This is a genomic window from Hoylesella enoeca JCM 12259, from assembly GCF_000613405.1.
Taxonomy (GTDB): Bacteria; Bacteroidota; Bacteroidia; order Bacteroidales; family Bacteroidaceae; genus Prevotella; species Prevotella enoeca.
Map to the genome: position 1 here is coordinate 80,881 of NZ_BAIX01000003.1, position 16,198 is coordinate 97,078.

At 47.3% G+C, this 16,198-nt stretch carries 10 protein-coding genes and 3 pseudogenes; 3 read left to right on the forward strand and 10 right to left on the reverse strand.

Going from position 1 to position 16,198, the window contains the following annotated elements; genetic code table 11:
- The first annotated feature begins 34 nt into the window (after positions 1 to 34).
- Positions 35 to 1,707: pseudogene (locus tag JCM12259_RS13300) on the forward strand (ABC transporter ATP-binding protein).
- A 452-nt stretch (positions 1,708 to 2,159) separates the two neighbouring features.
- Here JCM12259_RS13300 and JCM12259_RS01955 read toward each other — a convergent pair.
- Both JCM12259_RS01955 and JCM12259_RS01960 read right to left on the reverse strand, forming a co-directional pair.
- Positions 2,160 to 3,593: a tetratricopeptide repeat protein gene (locus JCM12259_RS01955; protein ID WP_025065216.1), complete on the reverse strand. Its 1,434-nt coding sequence runs from the start codon at positions 3,591 to 3,593 to the stop codon at positions 2,160 to 2,162.
- Positions 3,594 to 3,864: 271 nt separating this feature from the next.
- Entirely contained in the window at positions 3,865 to 4,941 is a 1,077-nt protein-coding gene (locus JCM12259_RS01960; protein WP_025065217.1) for a glycosyltransferase, read from the reverse strand.
- 173 nt (positions 4,942 to 5,114) lie between these two features.
- Between JCM12259_RS01960 and JCM12259_RS17810 the strand changes: the two are divergent.
- Positions 5,115 to 6,487: pseudogene (locus JCM12259_RS17810) on the forward strand (lipopolysaccharide biosynthesis protein).
- A gap of 13 nt (positions 6,488 to 6,500) precedes the next feature.
- On the opposite strand, the gene JCM12259_RS01970 reads toward JCM12259_RS17810, so the two are convergent.
- From JCM12259_RS01970 to JCM12259_RS02005, 8 genes and pseudogenes are all read right to left on the reverse strand, one after another.
- Entirely contained in the window at positions 6,501 to 7,865 is a 1,365-nt protein-coding gene (locus JCM12259_RS01970; protein WP_025065218.1) for a DUF6080 domain-containing protein, read from the reverse strand.
- Positions 7,862 to 9,298 carry a DUF6080 domain-containing protein gene (locus tag JCM12259_RS01975; RefSeq protein ID WP_025065219.1) on the reverse strand — a complete coding sequence of 479 codons (1,437 nt, stop codon included), beginning with the start codon at positions 9,296 to 9,298 and terminating at the stop codon, positions 7,862 to 7,864. Before JCM12259_RS01975 ends, JCM12259_RS01970 begins: the two co-directional genes overlap by 4 nt.
- A gap of 4 nt (positions 9,299 to 9,302) precedes the next feature.
- Entirely contained in the window at positions 9,303 to 9,740 is a 438-nt protein-coding gene (locus JCM12259_RS01980) for a GtrA family protein (RefSeq protein ID WP_081784142.1), read from the reverse strand.
- Positions 9,706 to 10,299, reverse strand: a complete 594-nt coding sequence (locus tag JCM12259_RS01985; RefSeq protein WP_025065221.1) for an HAD family hydrolase — start codon at positions 10,297 to 10,299, stop codon at positions 9,706 to 9,708. Before JCM12259_RS01985 ends, JCM12259_RS01980 begins: the two co-directional genes overlap by 35 nt.
- Positions 10,300 to 10,343: 44 nt before the next feature.
- The gene (locus JCM12259_RS01990) at positions 10,344 to 11,222 is read right to left on the reverse strand and encodes a decaprenyl-phosphate phosphoribosyltransferase (protein WP_025065222.1); all 879 of its coding nucleotides are present in this window, start codon (positions 11,220 to 11,222) and stop codon (positions 10,344 to 10,346) included.
- Positions 11,219 to 12,225, reverse strand: a pseudogene (locus JCM12259_RS13310) (acyltransferase family protein). Before JCM12259_RS13310 ends, JCM12259_RS01990 begins: the two are co-directional and overlap by 4 nt.
- Before the next feature lie 14 nt (positions 12,226 to 12,239).
- Positions 12,240 to 13,313, reverse strand: a complete 1,074-nt coding sequence (locus tag JCM12259_RS02000; protein WP_051559082.1) for an acyltransferase family protein — start codon at positions 13,311 to 13,313, stop codon at positions 12,240 to 12,242.
- Between the two features lie 77 nt (positions 13,314 to 13,390).
- Complete coding sequence (locus tag JCM12259_RS02005; RefSeq protein ID WP_025065224.1) at positions 13,391 to 15,271, reverse strand: phosphoethanolamine transferase; 1,881 nt, start codon at positions 15,269 to 15,271, stop codon at positions 13,391 to 13,393.
- A 412-nt stretch (positions 15,272 to 15,683) separates the two neighbouring features.
- Between JCM12259_RS02005 and JCM12259_RS02015 the strand changes: the two genes are divergently transcribed.
- On the forward strand, positions 15,684 to 16,184 hold the full coding sequence (locus tag JCM12259_RS02015) for an RNA polymerase sigma factor (protein ID WP_025065226.1): 501 nt from the start codon (positions 15,684 to 15,686) through the stop codon (positions 16,182 to 16,184).
- Positions 16,185 to 16,198: the final 14 nt, after the last annotated feature.

Genomic DNA, 16,198 nt, shown 5'->3' on the forward strand with positions numbered 1-16,198 from the left:
TGATCTATTCTCAATTACTAATTATCAACAGAAAATGAGAATCAAACAACTCTTACAGATACCCGAATCACACTATGCTGCAAGCACAATCATGCGTTGGTTATGGTGCGCTTGGCGCGGAAACCGCGTGCAGGCCGTGCTGAATGCGTCGATAGGGTTAGTCTCTGTGGGTATCAGCCTGGCTCAGGTGTGGGCCGTGCAACGCGCCATCGACATCGCATCCGGTGTTATCGGCGGATCAATTTATATAGCCGTAGCCGTGATGGGGGCTTTGATACTATGTGATTTTGGGCTGAATATTGCCGGAATATGGGTGAGAAATATCCTCGGAGTGAGAGCTCAGAACCGAATGCAACAGCAGATGCTTGACCGAATCTTACGCTCCAAATGGCACGGAAAAGAGAGTATGCATTCCGGCGATGTGCTCAACCGACTCGAATTCGATGTAAGCAACGTGGTGAGTTTCCTCACAGAGACCATTCCCAATACGCTCTCTGTGATAACATTGTTCTTCGGCGCCTTCTTCTATCTGTGTTCAATGGACACGACGCTGGCCTTCGTTACGGTGGGAATCATTCCCGTATTCATCCTATTCAGTAAAATTTACGTAGGCAGATGCGCCGACTTACGCGTCAAGTGCGTGACTCTGACAGCCGGGTGCAAAGTGTTCTGCAAGAGACCATCCAACATCGAATGCTGATTAAGACTTTGGAAAGCGACGCCGTGATGGTGGGTCGCTTGGAGAATATGCAGAGCCAACTGCGCCATAACGTGGTACGCCGCACAGCCTTCAATGTTTTCTCCGGTCTAATTCTCAATTTCGGATTTGCCCTTGGCTATCTTGTTGCCTTCCTCTGGGCCGCTGTCCGCATGTCGCAACACACGCTGACATTTGGCGGAATGACAGCATTCTTACAGTTGGTCAACCGCATTCAGAGTCCTGCACGCAATCTCACGAAACTTGTTCCGGCTTTTGTGAGCGTGTTTACGGCTGCCGAACGCTTGATGGAACTTGAAGAAGACCCGCTGGAAGAGCAAGGAACGCCCATCAAAATACCTGCACCCTGCGGTATCCGACTGCAAAACGTAACTTATTCGTATGATACTGCCGACGGCGAAGTGTTGAAAAACCTCAATTTCGACTTCACTCCCGGCTCATGCACAGCTATTCAAGGTGAGACAGGTTCGGGTAAAACAACCCTTATCCGACTGCTTCTCGCCCTACTTCAACCGCAAAGTGGCAGCATACAAATCTATAACAGCAAAGGTCGGGCACGCGATTTATCTCCTCGAATGCGATGTAACTTCGTCTATGTGCCACAAGGAAACACGCTAATGAGCGGCACAATCCGCGACAACTTGCGCTTAGGCCGACTCAATGCCACTGATGATGAAATGCGCGAAGCCCTGAAACAGAGTTGCGCCGACTTCGTTTTCGATCTCCCCGAAGGGCTCGACACCATTTGTTCTGAGTCTGGCGGCGGACTGAGTGAGGGTCAGGCGCAACGCATCAGCATTGCCCGCGCCTTGCTACGCAATCGTTCCATCATGCTGTTTGATGAGGCCACCAGTGCCTTAGACCCCGAAACAGAACGGCAATTGTTACAAAATCTCCTCGCCACACACAACAAAACAATTATTTTTATCACTCACCGGCCCGCCGTCTTAGACTATTGCGACCGCACATTGCAGATCGATAAGAGATGAAAAGGCCCGTCGAGCGTTGACCACCGAGAATTGATCATTTCTCTCAATTTCTGGTTCGCATATCATTCCAAACGAATCTCGCGACTATTGCTATCCGAAAAACCTTTTAAGAACGGCTAAAATTAGGGCCGACACTTCTCACGAGGTCTCAGCCCTCCTGTCTCTCTCTGTTTTTGATCAAAAAGGCCTCGGATAGGGTAAAATCATCAGTTTTTCACTTTCCAAGGCCTCGGATGAAGTAAAATTCTCTGTTTTTCACTTTCCGAGGCCTCGGATGAAGTGGATCTGTTGTCTGTTCGTTATAAATTCGTCGAACTCCCGATGCGTTACTAAAATGAGGGATTAAGGGGGCTTACTATTTGAAAAAGAAAGCTCGAAGCCCTTTACGATCGGGCTTCGAGCAAGATGAATATGTGCTTTCGAGTTCTGCCAGACAGCGATGTCTCGCGATCTTACTTCATCCGTTGCAGATAATATTCATAGTATTGTTCAGGCGGCAATTCTTCGGGAAACAATCCGCGCAAAACATCTCGGGCTTCTGCCGGATTGAGTTGGACGGCTCTTTCCAAAGCCGGACCAAACTCCTCTCTCTTACCCAAGATATGGCAGCAAGCAGCCAACTGAGCATTTCCCACAGGCCATTTCGGCGTTTTGACCATCGTGAACATCATTTTAAGAGTCTCGTAAGCTAATTGGATCAAACCTGTTTCATAAGCCATAGCAGCAAACCGATACATCAAAAAAGCAGCCAAGTTCGGTTGGCTCGCAGCATTTTCCAATGTCGTCATCACAAGTTCCACCGCTTCTTCCTGACGCTGATTTTCCAACATAATACGTGCACGCTCTAACTGATAGATATTGTCATCTTCGTCGTTCAGCGGCCAAAAACGATCCAAATAGGCAAATGCACCTTCCACATCACCTGTTCGTGACAGTGCACGCGACATGCCTTGATAAATCCTTCCAAACTGTTCGGAGCTGCGACCTGCCTTCTTTTCGGCTTTGGTAAAATGTTCGATCGCCTCTTTGAAACGGCCCAATTCGTTGAGCGTGAGGGCAATATTCAAATCACCTGCTTCACTTGCGTGTTCAAGTTCATTAAAACGGGTATAATATTTGAGTGCATCCTCATATTTATCCATCGCAAAAAAGATGTGCCCTTTTACCACCAATGCCGTCGCATTATCGGGATTAATGGCCAGCGCAAACTCACAACTTTCGAGCGCATCACGCTGATGATTCGCCAAGAACTGCACATACGCCAAATTCATCCAGTGATCGTCTTCATAGGGATAGTCATCGGTGAGTTTCCTAAAAATAGCCTCGCTCTCTTCGTAGTTTCCTTGATTGCTGGCGATCCGTCCCTCCAAACTGCGTGCTTCGGCATCGTTTCTGTCAATCAATAGGTCTAACCAGCGCTGCGCTTGATCCGCCAACTGAAAGTCGAGATAAGTGCTTATCGTATTCAAAGCAAATCTCTGTTTGTCGCTCTCATCCACTTTTGCATACACGTCACGCATCAGACGGTCGGCCTCTTCCTGTTTTTCCCGATTCAAAAGGATCTCAAATTTAATGTCGACGTAATCCGACGTATTCTTTTCCGACATCTCCTCGGCAAGCGCATCGGCCTGATCAAGATCCCCATCCATGTAGAGTGCATACCGACTTTTGACTGCCAAAAGTGTAGATGCACCCGGAAACAGCTTCAATCCATAGTCGACCACTTCGAGCGACTTTTCAGATTGCCCTTCTCTGCGATAGTATTCCGAGATCTCTCCCAACGTATCGGCATCTAAAAACATGTCTTTCCCTTCTCGACGCGCATCTTCGTAAGCGTGGAGATTGTTGAGAAACTCCTGATCTTCAAAGTAATTTTCTTCTCTCATATCTTCCTCTTTTTACGATTGCAAAGATACTCAAAAAGAGCGATATCACCCCATACGTCTTGTTGAAAATGACGATTGCCCCATCAACTCACCGTTTATTAGCATGCAACTCACCGTTAGTTGCACGCTAATAAAGCGTTAATGACAATGCGATTCATGCTTAATTGAAACCGGTCTCACTCACAACTCCATTCCCATAAGAATAGAAGAGAAAGCTATCATACCATTAAACCAAAGTGTGATGACCATTCACGCAACTGCTTCCAGCTGTTTATGGAAGAGAAATCGAGGGTGAACGAATCTCTCTTTTCAATATTCGAGCCACATCCTCAGCACAGTTTTCGAGATTCAGACACTGCTCGGCAATTTGTCGACTACGCTTGCCCATTTCTTGGGCGACACTCGGATGCGTAGCCAAATACATGACGGCGCGCTCCCATCCACCCGCATCGGCCACGTCGACAACGATTCCGCAACCGGCGTTTTCGATGTCGATGGGCATCTGCGGATTGCGAGTGCAAATGAGCGGAAGCCCTAATGCCAAGGCTTCTACAACCGTGGTGAGTCCCACGGTGTAGTCGGAAGCGTGGCAGCAAACCACCACGCATTGGGCACGATTCACCAAACAACTCATCTCTCGATGCACCATTCCTTCGACAAAATGCACTTTCACGTTCGGCGCAAGCTGCATCGCACGGAATTGCTGTTCATAGTTATCACCCAGATAGTGCCTACAAATATAAATGTCTAATGGCTGCCCTGCGCTGTTGAAAGCCGTCACCAGCGTGGGCATATCACGTAATTCACGCCCGGTGGAGATGAATCCGCGTCGGTCGGCAGTGCCGAATTGTGCTGTCAGTCGATCATAATAATCGAGGTCGGCACCCCATCTTGCCACGCTCATACGCGCTTGTTTCGCTTTGGACGAGCGCAGCGAATCGGTCAGAAGTTGGTCAGAGAAGAAGAAAAGATGATCCATCCCCCGATAGAAAAGACGCGCGACAAATTCGCGCAACGGGTTCTTAGCCCGACGAACGGATTGATGATGCCACACGAAGATGGGCTTCCGATAGAGTCGCAGCGCACGAAGGAAAATGAGTATTTCCATCCCTCGAAAGGTCGTTGCATAAATGGCATCAAACCGTGTGCGACAAGTGAGGATGCGCCAAGCCGTATGCAATGTGAGCATCCACCGATAACGGGGTCGGATGGGGCGATGAAACACAACGTCGATGCCATATTTCGGCAAGTGCGTTGCACCGTAAAGAAAATGTCCGGGGAATCTTCCCGCCTGCCAATCGGCATAGACTTGCACGGTGTCGATCGTGTGATAATAATATACTTTCATTGTTCCAATACGTGCAAAAATAGCCAAAAAACCTTGATTTATCCGTTATTTCATGCTATTTTTGCAATTCTTAAACGAGTGAATAAGCGTTTTTTGCCACACAATCGACCATGAGCGAGCTGAAAGATAAGACAGCCCGAGGGCTTCTTTGGGGCGCAATGAACAATGGAGTCATGCAGATTCTCAATGCCGTTTTCGGTATTGTGCTGAGCCGTTTGCTGTCGCTGAGCGACTACGGATTAGTGGGTATGCTTGCCATCTTTACTGCCGTGGCGAGCGCTTTACAAGAGAGCGGTTTCACGTCGGCATTAGTCAACAAGCAAGATGCATCCGATCGCGATTACAATGCCGTGTTTTGGTTTTCCGTTTTGATGGGATCTGCCTCTATTTGATCCTTTGGGGCTGTGCGCCTCTCATCGCTTCGTATTTTCATCAGCCCGACATCATCATGCTGTCAAAGGTTGCTTTCCTCGCCATTCCGCTTTCGGCGATCGGAATTGTGCCGCAAGCATACATGTTTAAACATCTCATGGTGAAGGAAACGACAGTCATTCGCATCTCGGCTTTGCTTATTTCGGGTGCAGTCGGCATCACAATGGCGCTGTCTGGAAAGGCTTATTGGAGTCTGGTTTGGCAACAGTTGCTGTATGTCTCGATCACAAGTTTCGGCAAATTTGCTTGCATTCCGTGGCGTCCTACATGCCAAATAGATTTCAAACCAGTGCGCCAGATGTTTGGTTTCAGCTCGAAGATTATGCTTACGACAATTATCAACACCGTGAGTAATAATATATTGACCGTGATTTTCGGTCGGTTGTTTTCTTCAAGTATTGTAGGCAGCTTCACACAAGCCTATAAATGGAATACAATGGCCTATTCATTGGTGGCCGGAACAGTAGCACAGGTGGCCCAACCGGTGTTTGCGCAGGTGACAAACGATGACAATCGATTGGCCCAAGTGTTTCGAAAGATGGTGCGATTCACGGCCTTTCTCTCATTTCCAGTTATGTTCGGACTGGCCATTATAGCACCGGAATTCATCGTGTTGACCGTTGGTGAGAAATGGATTCCGAGTGTTCCGCTGTTGCAGATACTGTGCGTGAGCGGTGCCTTTTTACCTCTTCACACAGCGTTTCAGAATCTTTTGGTGAGCAAAGGACGGTCGGACACATATATGTGGGGCAACATCGGACTCATTCTGACATCTATCGGCACGATCATTGCTTTCCATTCGCAGGGTATCGAAGTGATGGTGGCGGCTTATTCGGCGTTGAACATCGTGTGGATGGGCGTTTGGCAAATTCTTGTTCACCGTCTGATCCGACTCAAATACAACGATATGGCCCGCGATGTGTTGCCTTTTTTCATCACATCGGGGATCGTCATGACGATCGTTTTCTATGGAGCGGCGTTGATCGAAGGAATGATTTTACGCCTGATTGTCAAGATCTTAGCGGGCGCTTCGATCTATTTTGTCGTGATGAAAATGGCTCATGCAAAGATCCTGGACGAGAGTTTGCAATATCTTTTACATCATAAGAAATAGCTTTTCATCACGTTCATCTAACTAACTGATTATAAGGCGTTAGCAGATGCATCACAAGCAGGCTTCCATTCCACGCTAAATGGTAAAGCGAAAAGCATAAAATCGCAATGCGAAAAACACTTTTTTGCACAGCGTTTAAGCGTTGAACGCAACACGCCAAAGCAAGAGGTATGATGAAGATCCAATCTGCCGCCATGATATAAACCTCGTTGATGCCGAATCCCAAGATGATATGCAGCGTGAGATCGATGGCAAACCATGAGGTGCACAGCTGTAAAAGGGGCGACTGACGACCGTAAATTAATCCTATGAAAAATAACAACAGCAACGCAAACTCGATGATATAATTGTGCACCGAACGGTAAGTGACGAAGACAGGACGCGTAAACGCCATGTCTTCCAACAAATGATCACGGTGCAACTGAGTCGATTCGCCGAATAGATTCTCGATCATTGAGGGTATGCGCGGCGTCGTTACGTCGGTCATATCAAGCAAAGGCAGATGGCTGATAGGCTTTCCCGAATGTTCGGTTGTCCATCGGTTGCGTTGCGCCTGATGCCGAACCACGGCCGCACTATCTTTTTTTTGCTTCGCCCATTCAATGAGATGAATGGCCGTTTGTTGCGGAATCTCATAGGCATTGTATTGAAACCGCTGGATGGCAAACAGCAAAACGAGAGGCAACAAAGCACCGATGAGCACAAACTTCATCGTCAACACGCGTCTGCCATTCACAAAAAGAACAGCCAAAAGAGTCTTAATACCGTTAGTAACAGTGATTCCCGCGGTGAGAAACAGCAGCCAAGCCGACTGCCAAAGCGTGAATGTTTCGCCACGTTTGAGTTTCATTCCGGCCACATACAATGTCAATGTCAGCATAAAAAGAGACAAAACGAAATGGTCGGGGACGATCATCGCCACCATCACATGTGCCAAACTGAAAAACAAAAGTGTGAGAATCAACGCATCGATTATGCTGAGTCCGATGACTTCTTTCATCGTTCGGTACAGGAAAACGATGGCATAAACGGCACAAAAGGTGGTTAGTGCGCCCATGAGAAACACCGCGAAATTGATGCCAGTGGCGTTCATCAGCCATTGATTAGCTTGAAACAAGGGTAGCAAAAGTGTTAAAAAGAGCGGATGACGAGCCGTTTCGAAATGGATTCTGAGGTTAGACAGCGTGATGTAAGACCAACAATCGTAGCCCGACATACGGAAATTGCGCGAGAATATAGACCAATATCCCAATGTGCCTCCACGTAGAAACAAGGGCGAATATTGGTAGATCATCAGCGCGAGCAGTGTTGCAACAACAATGAAAGCTATAAGAGCGATCCACCACTCTTCGTTTTTTAATTTGAAAATACGTATCATTGGAGAAGATATTGCACGATCAATGTCACATTATAAATCAAGAGCGAGACGGTAAGACATGCCGTAACGCCTCGCAGCACGATGCGTTTCCTTCCCTGTAAAGTCTTAAACAGAAAGCCCATTGCTATCGTTAAGACAAATGCCCAATGTGGTGTCATGATGTAGACTTCATTAATTCCGAAGCCGATCAACAGATGAAGCAACAGGTCGAAACCGAAAAACGACAGGCTCATCCACATCAATCGGCTTCTGCGTCCACACCAAATGCCACACAAGAAGAGTCCAACGATCAGACTTTCAACGACATAAGGCAGTGCGGAACGATAACGAACGATCACGGGTCTACCTGCAAGCGTGTCTTCAAGAAGATGTTCCCGATGGAGAATCAACGATTCGCCGAAAAGATTTTCGATGCAAGTGGCACTCCGCGAAGTGCTGATGTCACTCCAATTGAGGAACTCCACTTGTGCAATTGGCTGTCCCTTGTGCGTCGTATTAGGCTCTTGGCGTCGTTTTCGATCGATTTCCTGCGCTCGAACACGCATCACCGAATCGACGAGAGCAGCTATTTGGATCGAATCTTTATGTTTGTTCGCCATCTGATAAGTCGTGAATAAACGGGCGCGTTGCCGTTTCTCGCTTCGCTTTTTGAATGCTTCACGCCGCTCATTTTTAGGTTTTTCGAAAGTGTCAAACTCCCAACGGGCAAATAATCCGAGGCCGATCACAGGGAGAATCACCGCCGGAAGCAGGAACGAAGGCCTGAAAAAGCGACGACGATTGGTAAATAAGGCTGCAAGAAAAACCTTCACGCCATTGGTGAGTGATATTCCGGCGGTGAGCAGAAAGAGACCGACAGTTTGCCAACGAGTCATCAATCGGTTTGCAATGAGCTGTCGACCACTGACGTAAAGGGTAAAAATCAGCACAAACATCGATATGATGAAATGGTCGGGAACGATCGAAGCGACCAGCACATAGGCAAAAGAGAAAGTGAGAAAGGTGAGTAACCAAGCATCGACCGACGGTAAACCGATGAGTTCTCGACCGATTCTAAACAGGAAAATAAAGGCATAGAGCGTACAGCACAACAGCAAAACGGCCACCACGAATTGTACACAGTTGATCCCAGTAAGTGCTATCAAGCCTTGATTCAGCCCATAAACAGGATACATCAAGAATGCCAACAGCGGATGACGATACACTTGATAGCCTGTGGTCCACTGTGAAACGACCTCGTAAGTCAGCGGATCATAGCCCGAGATATGAAAAACCTTGATGTAAAGAGCCCGATAATTCTTATAAAACAGCGTGAATTGGTCTGCGTATTTATAGATGACGAGGGCATTCAGAATGGCCAACAGCGTGACGATCAGCACTGCCGGCCATCGCTCTTCACGGCGAATCCGAAAGAGGGCTATGATTTTTCGCATTGCCTCAACGTTTTAAAAAGAATCGCACCAATAAGAAGTTGATCGGCACGCAGATGCCGAACATCGGTACGGGAGCCAACTGCCGACTCATGCCCAACCACAGAAAGAGATTCAACGTGGCGATTTGCAGTAGATAGTTGACCGCATGTGACAAAGCGAAACCGGCTCCGCGACGAGCATTTGCTTTCACTTTGAACGTGTAACGCGTGCTTGCAACAAAGTTGAAAACAAAACTAATGGCATAGCCAACAGTCATAGCTGCAGTGGAAAAAAGTTGCGCCTGTGCCGCCGAAGCATCGCTCCGGATGAGCAAAATCAATGCACTATAAATGCCGTATTGCAACAATGTGGCCACCACTCCAACAATAACGAAGCGCAAAACCTCGCCTATCTGTTGGCGTCGGGCCTCATCTAAACGGTCGAAAATAGCTTTGATCTGCATCATCTAACATTTCTTTGTCGCCCCGACTGTCGCCGTGCGCAATGAGTTCGTAGTGTTCCCGATGAGGCAACAACGCCTGAATACGGCGCACTTTCTCTGCTCCGTAACAGTTGGGAGTGCTGAATCGGCCCGTGACCAAACCGTTTTTGACTTCGATTTGTGTGCCGATGACCGTCACGTCAGGCATGTCTCGGAAGAAAGGTGACACCCAGCGATCAACACTTGCGCTGACAACGAAAACTCGGTAACCGTTAGTAGTCACCTGATTAACGGCTTTTCGAGCTGCGTCTAACAGCAAATCGGGATGCGAAAAAGCGTATTTCGCACAATGGTTATCAAACTCGCTGATACTCATTCCTTTAAAGTGGTGAGCAAAAAGGCGCTCCTTGGTTCGACCATTGGAATATAATCGCAATTTCATCAACATCAACAACGGACTGAATAACAGCAAACTGAACAGCAACGAACGCTCTCCGCGCACATAACGAATGAAATCTAACAACGAGTCGCGGCGTGTGAGCGTGCCGTCAAAATCGTAAATATATATTCTTTCTTTCATAACTTACAAAAGTGATTGTACCTATTACACCGACCCAATCTATCTCACAATAAATAAATCAACACAAAAAAACTCACTCCCCAACCCAAAACAACGAGCTGAGTGAAGCGATCGCGCAGGATCACTTTCGTGGGATCGCCACTCTTTTCATCGACAACAGCGAGCTGAATATATCGCAATAATCCCACCAAAACGAATACGCTGGTGAGGTAAAGATGCCGCGTGTGAAACCTGCTCACCACCTCGGGCGACACCGTATACATCACATAACACACCAAAGTGACCGAAGCCGTGATGGTGATTACCTGATTGATGAACGTGAGATTATATCGGTTGGTGTTCGCTCGCGGTGGTTCACCTGTCGAATTCATTCTCATCACATCGTCACGACGCTTAGCAAACGAGAGAAAAAGCGTCAGCAAGAAGGTCATCAACACCAACCAATTACTGAGAACAATGCCGGTTGTCTCACCTCCGGCCAGTATTCGCAAGACAAAACCGAATGCAACGACACACACATCAATAATGGCGTAACGTTTCAGAAACGTGCAATAAGCGATGTTCAACAGCAAATAGCCCAGCAAAACGCCCCCCACACGCCAACGATATCCCCCCAGACACAACACCAAAACTGCTGCACCGGCCACAAGCAACATCATCATTGCATACGCTTGAAACACCGTTACGGCGCCGGAAGCAATCGGTCGGCGACATTTCACAGGATGTTTGCGATCGGCTTCGACATCGATCGCATCGTTAAAACAATAAATGGCCGATGCGATCAGACAGAAAGCGCCAAACGTGATGATGCTGGCAACGAGCGCATCTGTATTCAACAGACTTCCACCAAAGAACATCGGAATAAACACAAAGGCATTTTTGATCCATTGTTGAGGCCTGATCAGGCGCAGAATTGGCTTCATTTTGCAAGTTTCCTTTCTATCAAATGCACTGTCTGATGCAGCACCCAAGCTACCGGTAAAGTGATTCCCACACAGATGAAAAAGGTGGACCAATAGCCCAAATGCCACTTTTCGATATTCACCAAAATAAAATTGAGATGAAGAAGATAAGCTTCCAAACTCAGCGCTCCTATCCAACGGGCACCTCGATTGAACCATTCGGGCATGCGACGAAACACACGATTGAGCATGAGTATCGTCGTGACGGTGAGCGGAATATACAACATCCGCTCCACATAAAGCGGAAATTGGCCGTGCAGATGTTGCTCGAGGAAGAGCGAAGAGAACAGAGACATCAGAAACATAATGATAATCAGCCCAATGGAAGCACCATCCATCATGGTCCGTTGACGCACCTTTTCACCACAGTCGATGCCGATCAGAAAGATGGGAACACGACTCCAAAAGATCTCCAAATGACCTACAAGATCATGAATGGGTGTCACCCACTGCACAAGTATGCACCACATAATCATCACTACGGGCAACCAGCGATAGATCGGATGCCTAATGATGAGTTGCATATACATCGGCGCGATGGCATAAAGCGCATGATGGCGGGTATATACCAAAAAGTGAGTTCGCCGTTGAGCCAAAAGTCCCAGTTGATAACGATGTCTCCAACCATGTCTAACAGGCTTTGGCTGTGTCCTCCACCATTGATGAAATCGGGAATGTAATACAAACTGGCAGCAATCAACCATGCGGGATAGATGCGAAGAAATCGATGGGCAAAGAAATAGTTGACAGATGGCCGACGAGTCCATGCAAACCAGAGCCCCACTCCACTCAAAAAGAGAAACATGTCGACACCAATGTTGCCCAATCTACGTAATCCGAAGAATGCGTCTGACCGTGGAAGAGCCACGTGAAAGAGGATGATGAACAGCATGGCTATGCCCATCAACTCACCGCGAAACCTACTGATGTTTCCTAACTCGATATCGTCTATCTTCCACTTCATCGTTTTCGGGATGTTCACAGTTTAGGATCGGGGATGCGCTTGATCAATACTTGGAACAGGCATGCAATCAAAACAGAGGCTATCACATATAATAATAGTCCCGTATAAACATCACCTCGGTGACTCATCGGTATGAAAATCTTACGCGTAATGGGGTGACACACAAACAGCGCAGCTGATATTCCGCCTATCCAAGACAGTCTTTCAACAGCCCATTGGGGCAGTATCTTAACGAAACTTACACCCCATGCACAGACGAATAGTGGCACCCAGAACCACAATTGATAGCTGATGCTGAGTGCAATGATCATCACCGACGACAGGATAAGTGTCGGCCACTGGATAACGGACGGCCAAAAGCGTTCCCATCGAGCGTAAAGTAACCCTGCACCGAATGGAAGTACGCCACCAATGAAGTTATAACGCAACCGGTTGAGCATCTCACCGTCGGGCGAACAACTTGCTTGCAGTAGCCAACAAACAACGATCAAGGCAATCGTAAAACCCCAATGGCGCCGGTAAAGCAGCCATCTGTACACGCAATACAGTTGTAACATCAGGCCGAAAAACCAATAAGGACCCGGCCAAATCACCTTATCGGGATTTGGAAGAAGGTTATTCACCATCGCCAATTGGGCTAAAACGTTTCCGAACTGATAATGAAACGTGCCCGGCGTGATGTTATCCACAATCGTAAAAGCAACAAATCCCACGATCATTAACTTGAAAAGTTTCTGAAAGTGATGGCGGATAAAAACCTTATGAGAGCTATATGGGACAGCATTTTCATATTTCCTCACCAGTCCATAAGCGCTAAGGAAGAGGAAAATAGGGACTCCGTAATGGCCGAAAAACGACAAAAGATGAAGCGGGAAATATTGATCGGGTTGGCGAATGACCTGCATCAGTTGGTTTACATGCTGTTGGGAGAATGTGTATTCATTCTCTTTCACGATGGGACCGAGCCAATGACAGAAGTTGTGCAACACAATTCCAAGGATCGCCAAACCGCGAAGCGCCGCGCATTGAGAGCGAGTTAACACCCCTCTCGACCCTTTCTCTTCCGAAAAAGGAGCGTTTCGCGCAATGTCGGAACAGACTTGTGCATGATCGGATAGCTTGTTTTTATGATCTTCCACTTACCTTATTATATATAGATTCAGCATCAACGACTGTACTCCTTTCCTTTGGAGAAGTTGGGAGAGAGCATTGGTTGGGGTTTCAATTCATCATAATTCACACGCCCTTTGAGTAATCTCGGCCGACATTCAACGTATTTTGGCGAGAGAACATTGTATTCGTCATGATAAGCAGGAGCATGAATACCAGCGAGATAAGCCAATAAATGCGGTACGGCATCAGTCATCAGACGACGCCGACGCGCCATAACGATCTCGCGAAAAACCTCGGGATGATGCACGGCATACTTGTGCGAGCACCATATCCAGAACGGAATCTCAAACTCGTAACGGGCCAAATCATAGTCGATTTGTGCCGAATGGTTACGGCAAATGAAGCCACGCGTACCCTCATAACATTCTTCGCCATGATCGGGCATATAAATCACGACAGCATCCTGATGTTCAAAACGCCGGCAAATTTGGTCAACAATCGAATCATTATATAGCACTGCATTGTCATAATCAGCCAAAATACGTTTCTGCTTGCCATTCAACTCAGGGCGTTTCTCATCATAATCTTCAGCGCGAAACCGTCGCCGATCGCTGGGATAGCGTGTGCGGTATTGCACATGTTGGCCGATCAGATGGAAAATGATTAGATTATATGCGTTATTTTGCTCTTTCACGCGGTCGTAATCACGCAAAAGCCCATCGTCATAAGCATGTAACGAGTCGTTGCGCGTATCAAACTGGGCTTTGCTCAACATGGGATTGTTCAGAAAAAAACCACCACTGAAATCATAAACAGCCTCTTTTACCTTGGGCAGAAATTGATTGGTGAGAAACGTCACGTGGTAACCCGCCTTGCGAAAAAGTTCGGGAAATAACGGATAATCGCACCATTGGCCTGGCTGACCGATGACTCTCATCGAGAAAACATTCTTAAATACGAAGCTCGTCAGGTTCCACGGCGACACCACATCGGTGTATTTCACCAGCAACCCCGATGTTTCACGCCTGATTTGTCGCGGTGTCGTGGGCATGAAATAACCGTATTGCTGCGAGTGAAGACGCCCATAACTCTCGCCGATAATCAGCACAATGGTTGGCGAACGATAGTTGCAGCTATCCACCCGAACCTTGTTCGCGGCTGCAATTAACTGATGGATTTGCTGTGAAGCCAATGAGTTGGCATAGACACTGAATAGCAACCGACTGATGGGTGTATAGAGAATAGCGTGATTTCGATCTGTCAACGTGTGTTCGACAGCGCCGATCGTACCACCCGACATCAGCTTCCAAGTGGCCGATTTGTTGTGAGCCGTTGCGAAACCGCCGTAAATCAACAACCCTACACACAGCACGCCAGCCAACGACTGATACCGATTCAGCATGCTGTGCAACCGTTGCTGATAGGCTTTCAGAAAGATTTTCGAGCGATAAGAGAGATGTTTTTGCAGTCGCGGTGCAAACACTTTGGCCACGTGCAATAGCATCAATAGCACGACGAAACCCACCGAAGAGAACATGATATCGGCCGAAAGATAAGCCCGAAGAAACTCGCCTGCTTCGCGACCATCCGTTTCGCCCACGAGCAGAAGCATCGTCGGAGTGAGCGTCGAATCGAATTTGACGAAGCAATAGACGTCGACGAGAGCTGTGGCATAAAAAATCACGTAGAGCAGTGCCTTCACCCACAGTCGCACTCGATGCGGAATAAGCGCCAGCACGACACAAACGACGTATAGATCAACGAAAAGTTCGATGTAAAGATGTTCATAAAGATGCGCACCCCGCGTGTTCGGAACGGTGAGCCAGGCACAAATCATCCCCAGCGTGTACATAAATGCAAAAAACGAAGCATTGATGCGCACGGGATAAAAAGGCCAACTGCAAATTCGTCCCAACCAAGCCAAGGTCTTCATCTGTGCTTGTATATTTTTTGCAAATATACGTTTTTTTAGCTGAAACGCAATCGTTCGATCAGCCTTTTATGGAAAAAGGGAGGACGAAAGATGGAAAAGGAGATTCTAATCAATGGTCTTTTGTCATGCAATTAACCATTGATTGCACGACGATTAACGGTTTTTTAGAAGACAACCAATGGTTAGTTGCAACCTCTTTTTTAGCTTTCCATTCTTTCATCTTTTCACGTTTTCACGCCATTCATCTTTTCGTTTCTTCACACTTTCAGCTTTTTGTTTTTTCGCCTTTTTACTTTTACATGTTAAGAAAATAGATAAAAAAGCGTGAAATATCGGTTTTTTTGTGTAAGTTTGCCACCTTATTGAAACCTCCGTTGATAATTCGCGGAGAGACAGAGAACGCGAGTGTGTTATGAATAATCGGCAATCAGACAGACAAAAGGAGTTCGGCGAACTGTTTCGGACATATTATGCGCCGATGGTTCTCTATGCAACGCGCCTGTTCGGGAATGTCACCGATGCCGAGGATGTGGTGCAAGACGTGTTCAGCCAATTGTTGCTGTCGGGCCAACCATTAACGGTTTTCGGCCGGGTGAAGGCCTATTTGTTTACTGTTTTGCACAACAAGATCATCGATGCATTGCGTTATCAGCAACGTCACAGACGTGAGGCGCTGATTGATGTGCACGTCGGCGACTCGTTGGAAGAAGCGATTTTCGAGTTGGATGTCTATGCTCGCTTGTATGAAGAGATTGAAAAACTTCCCGTGAAAAACGCCCATGTGCTGCAATTGAAGCTCCAAGGAAAGAGCGATCGGGAGATTGCCGCCCTGCTGGACATCAAATACGAGACGGTGAGAAGCCATGTCAAACACGGCATTGCTTCGCTCCGCGGCAAACTTTCAACCTATTAAGCATGATTGGTTGA

Bases quoted from the DNA above. Each gene is read 5' to 3' on its own strand.
- JCM12259_RS01955 (WP_025065216.1), bottom strand. From the start codon at position 3,593: ATGAGAGAAGAAAATTACTTTGAAGATCAGGAGTTTCTCAACAATCTC.
- JCM12259_RS01960 (WP_025065217.1), bottom strand. From the start codon at position 4,941: ATGAAAGTATATTATTATCACACGATCGACACCGTGCAAGTCTATGCC.
- JCM12259_RS01970 (WP_025065218.1), bottom strand. From the start codon at position 7,865: ATGATACGTATTTTCAAATTAAAAAACGAAGAGTGGTGGATCGCTCTT.
- JCM12259_RS01975 (WP_025065219.1), bottom strand. From the start codon at position 9,298: ATGCGAAAAATCATAGCCCTCTTTCGGATTCGCCGTGAAGAGCGATGG.
- JCM12259_RS01980 (WP_081784142.1), bottom strand. From the start codon at position 9,740: ATGCAGATCAAAGCTATTTTCGACCGTTTAGATGAGGCCCGACGCCAA.
- JCM12259_RS01985 (WP_025065221.1), bottom strand. From the start codon at position 10,299: ATGAAAGAAAGAATATATATTTACGATTTTGACGGCACGCTCACACGC.
- JCM12259_RS01990 (WP_025065222.1), bottom strand. From the start codon at position 11,222: ATGAAGCCAATTCTGCGCCTGATCAGGCCTCAACAATGGATCAAAAAT.
- JCM12259_RS02005 (WP_025065224.1), bottom strand. From the start codon at position 15,271: ATGAAGACCTTGGCTTGGTTGGGACGAATTTGCAGTTGGCCTTTTTAT.
- JCM12259_RS02015 (WP_025065226.1), top strand. From the start codon at position 15,684: ATGAATAATCGGCAATCAGACAGACAAAAGGAGTTCGGCGAACTGTTT.